The sequence below is a fragment of the Halomicrococcus pelagicus genome (genome assembly GCF_051917725.1).
GTDB lineage: Archaea > Halobacteriota > Halobacteria > Halobacteriales > Haladaptataceae > Halomicrococcus.
Genome location: NZ_JBQBLX010000007.1, coordinates 150,083 through 161,971 on the forward strand (window position 1 = coordinate 150,083; position 11,889 = coordinate 161,971).

At 64.4% G+C, this 11,889-nt stretch carries 12 protein-coding genes; 9 read left to right on the top strand and 3 right to left on the bottom strand.

Translation table 11 applies throughout. The annotated features are described in order from the left end of the window. Window positions 1–221: 221 nt before the first annotated feature. The 5 genes from ACTF4R_RS18615 to ACTF4R_RS18635 all read left to right on the top strand — a co-directional run bounded on the left by ACTF4R_RS18615 (window position 222) and on the right by ACTF4R_RS18635 (window position 4,907). Window positions 222–1,139 (top strand): ABC transporter ATP-binding protein, encoded by a 918-nt coding sequence (locus ACTF4R_RS18615; RefSeq protein ID WP_440009610.1) that lies wholly within the window; start codon window positions 222–224, stop codon window positions 1,137–1,139. After that, entirely contained in the window at window positions 1,136–2,926 is a 1,791-nt protein-coding gene (locus tag ACTF4R_RS18620) for an ABC transporter permease (protein ID WP_440009613.1), read from the top strand. Before ACTF4R_RS18615 ends, ACTF4R_RS18620 begins: the two co-directional genes overlap by 4 nt. A gap of 88 nt (window positions 2,927–3,014) precedes the next feature. Beyond that, on the top strand, window positions 3,015–3,284 hold the full coding sequence (locus ACTF4R_RS18625) for a hypothetical protein (RefSeq protein WP_440009615.1): 270 nt from the start codon (window positions 3,015–3,017) through the stop codon (window positions 3,282–3,284). A 412-nt stretch (window positions 3,285–3,696) separates the two neighbouring features. Next, window positions 3,697–4,530, top strand: coding sequence for a ParA family protein (locus ACTF4R_RS18630; RefSeq protein ID WP_440009617.1), 834 nt, complete (start codon window positions 3,697–3,699; stop codon window positions 4,528–4,530). Then, window positions 4,527–4,907, top strand: coding sequence for a DUF7970 domain-containing protein (locus ACTF4R_RS18635; protein WP_440009620.1), 381 nt, complete (start codon window positions 4,527–4,529; stop codon window positions 4,905–4,907). Before ACTF4R_RS18630 ends, ACTF4R_RS18635 begins: the two co-directional genes overlap by 4 nt. Before the next feature lie 321 nt (window positions 4,908–5,228). Here the strand turns inward: ACTF4R_RS18635 and ACTF4R_RS18640 are convergent, their stop codons facing one another. From ACTF4R_RS18640 to ACTF4R_RS18650, 3 genes are all read right to left on the bottom strand, one after another. Further along, on the bottom strand, window positions 5,229–6,374 hold the full coding sequence (locus ACTF4R_RS18640) for a GNAT family N-acetyltransferase (RefSeq protein ID WP_440009621.1): 1,146 nt from the start codon (window positions 6,372–6,374) through the stop codon (window positions 5,229–5,231). A 70-nt stretch (window positions 6,375–6,444) separates the two neighbouring features. Beyond that, the gene (locus tag ACTF4R_RS18645) at window positions 6,445–7,443 is read right to left on the bottom strand and encodes a Gfo/Idh/MocA family protein (protein WP_440009624.1); all 999 of its coding nucleotides are present in this window, start codon (window positions 7,441–7,443) and stop codon (window positions 6,445–6,447) included. Next, on the bottom strand, window positions 7,440–8,369 hold the full coding sequence (locus tag ACTF4R_RS18650; RefSeq protein WP_440009627.1) for a Gfo/Idh/MocA family protein: 930 nt from the start codon (window positions 8,367–8,369) through the stop codon (window positions 7,440–7,442). The genes ACTF4R_RS18645 and ACTF4R_RS18650 overlap by 4 nt, the downstream gene beginning before the upstream one ends. 103 nt (window positions 8,370–8,472) lie before the next feature. On the opposite strand from ACTF4R_RS18650, the gene ACTF4R_RS18655 reads away from it, so the two are divergent. The 4 genes from ACTF4R_RS18655 to ACTF4R_RS18670 all read left to right on the top strand — a co-directional run bounded on the left by ACTF4R_RS18655 (window position 8,473) and on the right by ACTF4R_RS18670 (window position 11,882). Continuing rightward, the gene (locus ACTF4R_RS18655; RefSeq protein WP_440009630.1) at window positions 8,473–9,702 is read left to right on the top strand and encodes a DegT/DnrJ/EryC1/StrS family aminotransferase; all 1,230 of its coding nucleotides are present in this window, start codon (window positions 8,473–8,475) and stop codon (window positions 9,700–9,702) included. A 79-nt stretch (window positions 9,703–9,781) separates the two neighbouring features. Continuing rightward, a complete protein-coding gene (locus ACTF4R_RS18660; protein WP_440009632.1) occupies window positions 9,782–9,928 on the top strand; it encodes a hypothetical protein in 147 nt (48 codons plus the stop codon). A gap of 135 nt (window positions 9,929–10,063) precedes the next feature. After that, on the top strand, window positions 10,064–10,828 hold the full coding sequence (locus ACTF4R_RS18665; protein ID WP_440009635.1) for a sugar phosphate isomerase/epimerase family protein: 765 nt from the start codon (window positions 10,064–10,066) through the stop codon (window positions 10,826–10,828). Window positions 10,829–10,925: 97 nt separating this feature from the next. Then, the gene (locus ACTF4R_RS18670; RefSeq protein ID WP_440009637.1) at window positions 10,926–11,882 is read left to right on the top strand and encodes a Gfo/Idh/MocA family protein; all 957 of its coding nucleotides are present in this window, start codon (window positions 10,926–10,928) and stop codon (window positions 11,880–11,882) included. The last annotated feature ends 7 nt before the right edge of the window (window positions 11,883–11,889 follow it).

Consider the following 11,889-nt stretch of genomic DNA (forward strand, 5'->3'; position numbering starts at 1 on the left):
GGATACGTCACCGCCACTACGTTTCGAACCCGTGGCGAGTACGGGGCGTGAGCCTCGTTTCGACGCAAAAACGTGCCGAAGGGTACACGAAAATCCAAACTGTACTCTGTCGACCGAGTCAGCCAGCGAGGGCCTGTATCGGAGGATGTGGTCGCACATCGCAGAACAATCGCCAGACATATCGGAATTATTTAAAATCCGGGGGAAGAACCCGCCGGCAGATGGCCGCCATCGAAACGCAGTCCCTGACGAAACGATTCGGTTCCCTCCACGCCGTTCGCGACGTCGATCTCCACGTTGAGCGCGGTGAAGTGTTCGGATTTCTCGGGCCAAACGGTGCAGGAAAGTCGACGACTATCAATATCCTCCTGGATTTCGTCCGTCGGACCTCCGGCGAAATCTCCGTCCTCGGACACGATCCCGAAGAAACCCCACGAGCCGTCCGTGAGCGTACCGGTGTTCTCGCAGAGGCGACCGGCTATTACGGCCGTGACAGCGCCCACGATCACCTCCGGTTCGCGGTCGAGATGAAACGCGCTGATGACGATCCCGACGACCTCCTCGAACGGGTCGGTATCGCCGACGCTGCCCATCGGCCGGTCGGGGGTTTCTCCAAGGGGATGCGCCAACGACTGGGCCTCGGGATGGCGCTCGTCGGGGAGCCGGAACTGCTGATTCTCGACGAACCGCTGGGCGGTCTCGATCCGGACGGGGCACGATTGCTTCGCCAGATCGTTCGCGAGGAACGGGACCGTGGTGCTGCGGTGTTCTTCTCCAGCCACATCATGGATCAGGTCGAGGCGATCTGTGACAGAGTTGGCATCATGCACGACGGTGAACTCGTCGCTGCAGACACTCTCGAGACACTACGTGCAAGCACTGAGACGCCTGCGACGTTCAGCGTCTCCCTCGAATCGGTCACTGATGGCCTCGCTCGGGACGTCGCCAGCGTCGAAGGTGTGGCTGACGTGCGCGTGAGGGATGATACGCTGGTGGTCGCGTGTACCGAATCCACGGCCAAGGCAGGCGTCGTCGCTCGCATCGATGGGTCGGGAGCGACCATCGTCGACATCGATAACGAGGTGCCCTCGCTGGAGCAGGTGTTTCGGTCGATCACAGACGGAGCCGACGAATCATGACTCGCGTCCTGACGATCGCCCGGAGGGACCTGCGCCACGTGCTCCGTGACCGCCTCGTGTGGGGAGCGATAGCTCTCCTTGGACTGATGTTCCTGCCGAGTACTGCGTCGATCGCGTCGTCCGGGCATCGAGAAATCGGCGATTTCCTCCTGACGATGTCGATCGACCTCGTCACGTTCGCGCTCGTGGTGGTGGCCGCCGTCGGGTACAACTCGGTCGTTGGCGAACGGGCTACCGGAACCGTCCGGACCGTTCTCGGTCTCTCGGGGACGCGTCGCGACCTCGTTCTCGGGAAGTTCCTGGGGCGTGCGGCGATCGTCGTCCTGGCGATGGCGGCGGTGCTGGCCGTCGCATGCGTTCTCGTCGCGCGCGGGTACGGAAACCCCTATCTGGTCCCGTTCTGGGTTATGGCCGGGTGGATGCTCGCATACGCCGTCGTCTGGACTGCCGTCACCGTCGGCTACTCTGCGGCGTTCGCCTCGCAGTACCGGACGCTGGGTGCCATCGTCGTGACCTACGCAACGTTCAGCCCGGCACTCGACGTCTGGAATGTCCTCGTCCGCCCGGTGTTCGCGTTCGCGCTCACCGGATCGACGGTGACACCGGCGTACGACGGACTGGCTACGGCACCGTTGTGGCTTCGCGTTACGGAGCGGCTCAACCCCTTGAACGGGTTCTTCCAGGCGATGCGCTGGTCCGTCGAGTCCGTCGGGCCCGGAACGCCCACCTCTAGCATCGGCTTGCAGCTGTTCGGAACCGCCGTGTTTCTCTGCTTCGGCGCGGTCGGGCTGTTCGTCGGCGTTCGACGGTTCGAGCGGACGGACCTCTGTCGGGACGGGAGCGGATCGCGGATGCGGGAGCGAGTCCGGCGACCGCTCCGGAGCGGCGCCGCTACGCTATCAGTCGTTCGTCGGGCATCGGAGCCGGCGAACGGACGTTCCCGTTCGGCGACGATAGCGCGTGCGGACCTGCGACACGCGCTGCAGCAGTGGGTCGTCGTCGGCGCTATCGCACTGTTCACGTTACTCGTCGCTCCGCAACTCTGGTCGAGACTGGACCCGAATAGCGTTTCCCCCGCGAGCGATCAGGTCGCGAGCATACCCAACCTGTTCGGGCTTCCGATCATCGTGTTGAGTATCGCCGTTAACTACGGAGCCGTCGTCGGCGAGCGAGAATTGGGGACTGTCAGGCTCCTCCTCGGATCAGCGGGGAGCCGTCGAAATCTCGTGGTCGGGAAACTGGGGGCTCGTCTCGCCGTCGTTAGTCTCGCACTCGCGCCTTCGATCCTCTTCGCTGAAGTACTCGTCGCGACGCGGTTCGGCGATCCGTTCCCGAAAGCGTTCCTCGCCTGGGCGGGTTGGACTTTCGGCACTGGACTCGTGTGGACGACGTTCGTCGTCGGCGTTTCGACGGCCGCTTCCTCTAGGTACCGAACCCTGGCGGCGGTATTCGGTACGTATCTCCTGTTCGGTACCGGCGTGGGCCTCTGGAACCCGGTAGTCCGCCCCCTGTTCTCGTTTCTCTTCACCGGCCGATTCGCGGCGTACGAATCGTACGTGTATGCAACCGAACAGGGACCGCTGTGGTTCTGGTTCACCGACCACCTCAATCCACTCGTCGCACTTCAGACGGTCCGTGAGGGCCTCTTCATACTAGTCGGTCACGAGTATACGTTTACGAGTGTACCTCTGCCGGTTTTCCTGTTCAGTGTCGCCATCTCCCTGCTGTTCGCGACAGTACCGTTGTATACCGGATACAGACGGTTCGCACAAGCGGACCTGAGCTAGCAAACCCTTTCGATTCGTTCCGTCATCGTAACTTCGCCAGCTAATTCCTGGCCTACGAGAACCAGCGTGCCTCCTGGCTCGAACGGCGATGGCAATATTTCCGATAGCAGTTTTCGGCATAGGCTCGCGGAACTGGCTGAACCACGTCGATGTCTGGAACAAAACACCGCTGTCAACGGCAACCAGGTCCAGCAACTATCAGGCTAAGGTAATAGATTTCGTGCTGACAGCGAGCCAGCAACACGACGTCGTCTCGGTCGGCGTGCTCCCGACCGCCGGCATCGACTGGTTGACGTCCGATCTTCTAACAGGCAGGATGAGCGATTTACCGCCACGGAAAGATGGGTTAACATCCTGAACCAACCGCGTGGTGTCGTTCAAGAAACAGACGGTGGATCGACATCCTTCTAGAATAGAAATATAGGGATGTACACCAGTGCTGTGAACTACTACTTATCTGGTAGCTCATGCCCCGGAAACATCGTCCGGCAATTGCGGTGTCGAATACCGTCGGTTGGTAACCTATCTCACTAGTCTAACTAAACAGCCTAACGAAACGACCTAACCGGTTGCTGGTCCGTTAGCTGGTCGTACTACCCTCGTAGAGAGTCTCCCTATCCAGCCTCAGGAGAGCCTCTTGGGGCCTTGTACTAGAAGCACTAATCCTGATTATGCAGCATAACTAGTTAGCCTAACTAAACTGGATAACCACATGGCCTAACCAGGTTGTCTGACGGAATTTTATAACACACTTCTTCGAGTAGCCTACCATGCTCACGTATACGACCTACAGCGAGGCAGGCGGCGTCGGCAAAACGACGCTCTCTGCAAATCTCGCGCGCGCACACGCCGACCACGGTCACCGCGTACTCGTCGTCGACCTCGACCCCCAAGACGGCTGCCTGAGTTACCTGCTCGGCGTCGACGCCGGTCGCGACGACGACGACGCGGACACGCTCGTCCACCACATGATCGACCGGCCAAAAGGCGACTTCGACGACCTCATCCGGACGACGGAAGGCTTCGACGTCGTTCCGTCGCACAACATGCTAGAGCGCCTCGGCGACCTGCTCGGCGACGCTGCCAGCATCGCCGAACAGACGGGCGAAACCTTCTCGAGATACGGCCGACTACGGCACGTACTCGCGAAAAACGACGTTCCCGACCAGTACGACGTCCTCATCGTGGACCCGCCCGCCACGTCGGGCCCGCACTTGTTCAACGCCATCAATGCGACGCGCTCGCTCACCATCCCGGTCGAACCGTCCGGAAAAGGCGACCAGTCCATCGAAGGCCTCCAGTCGGTGGTCGCCGGCATCGAACACAACCTCGATATCAACGTCGGCGTCTTGGCAGTCGTTCCGAACCGTTTCGAAGGGACCAACGACCAGAAAGCCGTCCTCGAAGGGGTCTCCAGCCTGGGGTTCGACGTCCCGGTTGTCCTCGGGAAACGCTCGTCGATGTTCGAAGGCTGCTGGCGCAAACAGTCCAGCGCGTTCCAGTACGTCGACGAGCATCGCGACCGTGAACGCGACTACGAACGGGAAACACTCGCGAAGATCGACGAGCTGGCCGGCCACCTCGAGGAGGTGGCCAATCTATGAAAGGCGGGACCGGCGACGATCCGTTCAGCGACGAACTCGACGAGACGGACGGGTCTGTGACGGGAAAAGAGGACGTGGACGCAGACGCGAATTCGGCCGAGCAGGTCAAGACTGATACCGATGACGATGGTACTGAAGCGGAAAGGGTGCCGTGGGCGGTCCGTCGGAACAGCGTGAAGAGCGAGCGAGAGATGGTACAGTTCTACCTTCGGGAACGTACGCAGGAGCGCGAGAGCGAGTTCCAGCGAGATGTCGAGGCCGACGCAGGATTCTCGACGTACCTGACGGACGTGCGGGAGGCTGCCTACCTGGTGGCGATGGAGCATCCGGAGGAAGTCGCCGAACTGTTGGAGGACTGGGGGTGCGAGTACGACTAGCGGGTGAACCACGAGACCGCCGAACGAGAGCCAAAGCGTCAGCGCGGGGGTTCCGCGCTGAACCGCATGAACTGGTCGGCAACACTGATGTTTGCCCGTACTTCCGTAGAAGCCGGCATCCAGTGCCGTCCGTGCCCGCAGCGCTCCGTCCGTCGGGATGACGGTATCTGGCGGACCGTCACTCTGGTCCGCCACAATCGATATAGCGATATACCGTATATGAAACGTGCAGGGAGTCAGAAAGTAGCACTGTCGGTGGGAGTACGGTCGCGTTCCTCGCCTCGAATCTGGGCGCCGTCGCAGTGACGAGACGCGAGACAGTCACACTCGGTCGGCGGGCCAGATGAAGAAGTCGAGCGGGAAGATCGTCTCGAAGACGGGATAGTCGGCCTTGAGTTCCGCTTCCCGGTCGTGCATTCCGAACAGGAGGCCTGACATCTCTCCTCGCTCCCGTCGAACGTCGGGAGTCCCGTCGAACGCTTCGACTGTAATTCCATCCCGGTCGTAGACGAGTTCGACTCCCTCCGACTCCGCTTCGAGACCGAGCGTAACCCGGCCACTGGCCGTCCCTTCCCGTCGCGACCAACGGGCCTCCATCTGGTCGGCGAAGCGAGCGAGGACCGCTCGGAGGTTGCGGACGTTCAGCTTTCGATGTTCGCTCACCGACCACGACCGGCTGTGTCGCCGAAACTCCGGGTTTCGTGGATGACGCGGTGGCACGATGGCGGTCAGGGAGTCGACGTCGTACGCCGAGAAGAGGTGGGCTATCAGGGCCTCGATACCTCTTGCTGCCCCGCCGAACTCGGCGATGGTACGCTCTCGGCTCTCACGCGTGAGACTGAGATAGGCAGTGTCACCGTCGCTCTCGTAGAGGAGAGTCTCCAGCCCTCGCTGTCCGAACACCGTCCGGCTTCGTTCCCGACCGCGGCTCACCCGGTACGGTTCGTCTCCGTGGAGTTCCCGGAGCGTCTCGACCTGCTCGTCACCTCCCTCGTACGTCGTGATCGTTCCTGCCCCGGCGCTCCCATCGAAGGAGCGCTCGCGTATCTCGTAGCGGTGTTCCCGGCCCGCTTGCTCCCAACCGAAGTGAGCGTATCGCTGGCGATTTCCGCCGAGGTCGGCGAGCGCCACCCCTTCTTCGGCCATCCGGTCGAGCCAGAACTCGAGCAACTGCGTCATGTAGCCGTTTCCACGGTGGCGCTTGTCGGTCGTGACTCCGGACACGCCCCAGCACTCGATTTCGTTCCCCTCGCCGACGCTGAGCGTCTGAGGTATCGCCCCGACGTGACTCACGATGTCGCCGTCCTTCCTGACGATAGCGTGGTTCTCGGGCGTGGCCTCGTCGTAGGCGTGTGGAAGTCTGGCGGCCATGCCGCCGCGCTCGTAGGCGAAATACCGATCCAACAACGACATCATCTCGTCGAACTCGTCCGGTCTGGCGAGTCGTGGCCCGTCGATACTGACCATTGATAACAATGAGGTACGGCAGATATATAAATATTCGTAACGCCCGAAACCGGTCCCTGGCCGTTCACGTTCAGTAGTCGACCGAAACCGGTTCGCCCGCCTCGGCCGACTCGTAGGCCGCCACGCAGACGGCGGTCTCGCGGAAGCCGTCCTCGCCGGTAATCGTGGGGGACCGCCCCGTGCGAACCGTCTCGACGAAGTCGGCGAGTAGTTCCTCGTTCGGGAGCTCCCCCCAGTAGACCGAGTCGATGCCCTGGTCTTCCCCGACGTCCCGGGTTTCACGGAGCTTGTAATCGAAGCAGTCGACGGTCAGTTCCCCCGCTGTGCCGACGAGATTCAGCGTCGCGTCGCCCCAGTAGTCCCAGTTGTCCGGGCGGTCCCACGACCCGTCGAGCGTGAACGGCGTCCCGTCGTCGAGTTCCATCGAGAGGACGTTGATGTCCTCGACCTCGGGGCCGTCGCGCATCGTCGCGAGTTCGGCGTGCACTTCGGTCACTTCCCGTCCCGTAATCCAGCGGACCAGGTCGACGACGTGGACTGTGTGGTCCATCACCGCACCGCCCCCGGCGCGTTCGGGGTTGGCCGACCAGCCGTCCTCGTGACGATTCCGGAATCTCGCACGGTTGGTGCCGGTCGCCAGCGTCAGGTCACCGATAGTGTCGTTCCGGTAGGCCCTCCGCGCCGCCCGTGCTGGCTCCGAGAACGGTAGCGGCATGTTCATCCCCAGGGCCACGCCGGCGTCCTTGCAGCGTTCGACGAGACGCCGGGCGGTGGCGCGGCTCGTGGCGAGCGGTTTCTCACAGAGGACGTCCACGCCCGCATCGGCGGCGGCCGTCACCCACCGCTCGTGGGTGGTGTTCGTCGAGAAGACCAGCGCCCCGTCGACGGCTGCGAGTAACTCTTCGGTTGCCATGTACGGGACACCGTATCGGTCGGCCGCCTCGCGACCGCGGTCGGCGTCTGCGTCCGCGACGCCGACGAACTCCACGTCCTCGCGTCGGTCCAAGAGCGCGGCGAACCCGTCGGCGTGGACGTGGGCCGTCGACAGCACTCCGAGCGAGACGGTCACGCGCCCACCTCCCTCGGGTCGACGGGAGTACCGCGCTCGGCCGACGCTCGCGCGGCGACGCACGCCCGGAGGGTCGCGAGGGCCTCTGCGGCGTTACCTGACTCCTGCTCCCCGCCGGCAACGCAGTCGAGGAAGTGTTCGATCTGGCGATAGTGTTCGTCTCGGCGAAGCGGGACGGACCTGTCGTCGCGGTCAGTGCGAGAAATCGCCAGTGGTGTCGCTTCCTCGCTGTCGAATTCGATGAGACCGTCGGTGCCGGCGAGTTCGAAGCGACGGACCGGGCGGCGCTCTTCCGCTCCGGTCCGTCGCACGTCCAGATGCCCGACGATGTCGTCCTCGAACCGGAGCGTTATCAACGCTCGCGCGTCGCGGTCGCTCTCCGTCGTTCGGGTGAAGACGCGGTCGACGTCGCCGCAGACCCGGCGCAGGAACGCGACGTCGCGGCCCACCAGATCGAACAGTCCGGCCGGCTGCTCCTCGCCGACGCGGCGCGACGTGCGGGCGTTGCCGACTGCTCCGATGTTGCCGCTCTCGACTCGTGTCGTCGCCGCGTCGTACTCGGGCGCGAACGGCGTCGCGTGGCCGCCGACGAAGACGACACCGGCCGTCGTTACCGCCTCCACGATAGCTGCTCCGTCCGCGGGCGAGTCGGCGAGAGCGCCCGGACAGAGGACGTGGAGGTCACGGTCGGCCGCGGCGGTCACCGCTCTTCGCCGACCGGTCGACGAGCACACGTCCACGGCGTTGAGCGCCGCGTCGTCGAACATCTCCTCTGGGTCGTCGTACGTTGCCGCGTCCGCGAGGATATCGCTATCGAGAGAGCTGCTGCCGGCGACTGCGACGACGTCCGCGCGAGGTAGTTCGGCGCAACGTTGCGCGTGTTTCTGGGCGAGGGAACCGTGGCCGATGAGACCAATTCGCACCATCGAGTGAGTCACTCCGCTCGGCGGGATTAAGCGTTGTCATCCGCGTCCGAGTCTGGATACCGCTCGGGACAAAGTTAATACAGAGCCGGTCCGTCGAGATGGCATGGACGAACTCGCCCTTCGTGGCGGCCCAGAGGCAGCGCAAGCGCTCGACGTTCCAGATTGGCCGCGGTGTCCGGACGGCGCGCGCGAGAACGTGCTGGACGCACTGGAGTCCGAAAGCTGGTGTCGCGTCTACGACGATGCGCAGTGGGTGGACCGATTCGAGGAGCGGTTCGCCGACTACCACGACGCCGACCACGCCATCGCCGTCGCCAACGGTACCGTCGCCCTGGAAGTGGCGCTCCGGATGCTCGACGTCCAGCCGGGTGACGAAGTGCTCGTACCGCCGTACACGTTCATCGCCACGGCGAGCGCCGTCACTTCCCTCGGTGCGGTGCCGCGGTTCGTGGACGTCGACCCCGACACGTACAACGTCGACCCCGACGCCGTCGCCGACGCGGTGACCGACCGAACGGTCGGCATGGTCGGCGTGCACGTCGCCGGCTACCCGATGGACTTCGACGCTCTCCTTCCCGTCCTCGACGACCACGACCTCTTTCTCGTCGAGGACGCCGCCCACGCGCAGGGCACCGAGTGGCGCGGCGAGAAGGTCGGGACGATCGGCGACGTGGGAACTTTCTCCTTCCAGGAGTCGAAGTCGCTCCCCGGCGGCGAAGGGGGAATCGTCGTCACCGACGACGACGTCCTCGCGGAACGAGGCGAGTTGCTCCACAACATCGGTCGGCAGGACGGCAGTGTCTACCGCCACTACGAGCTAGCCTCGAACGCCCGGATGACGGAGTTCCAGGGCGCGCTGCTCTGTGCCCAACTCGACGAGCTCCCGGCGGAGAACGAGACCCGGCGACGCAACGAGCGGGCGCTACGCGAGGAGATAGCCGACGTCGACGGCATCAGTGCGAAACCCGAGGACGACCGCATCACTGCTCGCGGCTACTGCTTGTTCGACCTGACGTACGACCCCGACGCCTTCGACGGACTCCCGCGGGACCGGTTCATCGAGGCGTTGAACGCGGAGGGCGTCCCCGCCGGCACGGGGTACGCGATACCGCTGTATCGCCAACCTGCGTTCTCCCGGGCGACCGTCGAGGCCCTCGTCCCGGCGGACGCCGACGTTCCCGCATATCGCAGTCTTCACCTGCCCGGGGTCGAGGAAGTGTGCGCGACGACCGTCACGATGCCTCACGAGGTGTTGCTCGCGTCCGAGGTCGGCGTCCGCTCCGTCGGGGACGCCGTCCGGAAGATTCGGCGCTGTGCGCCGGAACTGGGGTGACCGACCCGACCGTAACGGCACTCGGTCGAACCGCCGCGGACGAACCTTTCCCTGCTCGCTGTTCGATGGTCGGAGCGTGATGGACCCGTTCGAGCGGAACGTCGGCGGATACTACGACGTCGAAGACGGGCCACCGACGTACCTGCGGTCGATGGCCGAACGTCAGTTCGCCGCCGCCGAACGCGAGCGGGCGCGACGCGCGACGTCTCCGTCGACCACGGCGTGAAGATGTACGCCGTGGTCGACGGAGACGTCCCTCACCTCCTGGCGGCGCTTTCGAACCGGGACGTCGAACGAGTTCCGTTCCCCGAGGGGCCGTTCCGGCGGAACGCTTACGTCGGTGACACGCGACGGTCCGGTCATGCGAGTAGGACTCTGTACCATATCGAACGCCGAGGCGGCGGTCGAGACGGTGTTATCGCAGGCCGCCCGGGCCGGCTACGACGGCGTCGAGATATGGGGTCGTGACCACGTCGGCGACGGCTCCGAACGGACCTGTCGTGCCATCCGGCGCGACGCCGACCGCCTGGGCCTCGACGTGCCGGTCTACGGCTCCTACCTCCGAGCGGGCGGGGACGCCTTCGCGGACGCACGCGAGCACGAACTCGCGGTCGCGGAGCGACTGGCCGCCGACCGCATCCGCGTCTGGGCGGGTACCCAGGGGTACGCCGAACGGGACTCCGACCACTGGGAGCAGGTCGTTGCCGACCTCCGGGACCTGACTGCGCTCGCGGCGGACCGCGGCGTCGAGGTCACCGTGGAACGACACGCCGGGACGCTGACGGACGAGCGCGAAGGAGCGCGACGACTCGTCGAGGCCGTCGACGATTCGAACCTCGGTCTGAACTATCAGCCCTCGTTCGACGCGGCGCCCGACGCCATCGTCGCGGAGGCCCGGGAACTCGCGCCGTTGAGCAACCACGTCCACCTACAGGCCGTCCCCGAGCGCGGTGGTGAGTCGAGATGTCCGCTCTCGGAGGCGTTCTACGACGTTTCGGGGGTTCTGGCTGCCTTCCGGGCGGGCGACTTCGAGGGATACGTCAACGTCGAGTTCGTCCACGACAGCGCTCCGTACGCGGAAGCGATCGCCGCCGACCTCGACTTTCTTCGGTCGACGGTCGGATAGAAGCGTTCGAGCGTCGGTCTGCACGCCCTAGATGGTGTGGTCAAAGTTACCGCGTTCCAAACGTTGAAATATCACCCTTCGTACGGTCAACGTGACCATGCGAGTTGCATTTATCGGAGCGGGTAAGATGGCGTCCGATCTCATGGCGTGCGTGGACGACGTCGATGGTGCGGAGATCACGGCCGTCTGTGACGTCGACGAGTCCGCGGCTGTGGCCGCGGCGGACCCCCGCGGGGCCGCCGTCTTCACCGACCACGAGACGCTCTTCGCGGACCACGATTTCGACGCCGTGTTCCTCGCGATTCCTCCGTTCGCGTACGGAAACCAGGCGGAACTAGCCGTGGAACACGGCGTCGACCTGTTCGTCGAGAAGCCGGTCGGTCTCCGTCCCGAGGACGCCCGCGAGGTGGAAGAGCAGTTGAGGGACGCAGACGTCGTCACGGGGTCCGGCTACGTGTTTCGTTACGACCGGATCACCGAACGAACGCTCGACCTCGTGGGGGATCGGGACATCGGCCTCCTCCACGCCCGCTACTGGAGCGGACTTCCCAACAGCGAGTGGGGCTACGAGATGGCCCGCTCGGGCAGCGACGTCAACATCCGGACGACGCACGTGCTCGACACGATGCGGTATCTCGCCGGCGACGTCGACCGGGTGTACGCTACCGATACCGATCGAATCGGGACTGACGAGGTGGACTACGCCGACGGCGTCGCCGCCACCGTCGAACACCAGAGCGGCGTCGTCGGGACCGTCAGCTCGTCGATTACGGCTCCGGAGTGGACGGTCGAAATCGACGTTGCGGGCGAGGACTTCCAGTTGTCCCTGGACTACGCCGCGCAGTCGCTGACCGGCACCGTGGGTGGTCAGGAAATCGACTTCGACGGCACCTGCGACCGCTACCGCCGCGAGGTAGCGGAGTTCATCGAGGCTTGCGAGCGCGGCGACCAGAGCCACGTTCGGTCGTCGTTCTCGGACGCGACGCGGACGCTCGAACTCAACTGGGCCGTCATCGAGTCGGCCGAGCGGGCCGAACCGCTCGAACTATCGTAGTCCGGTC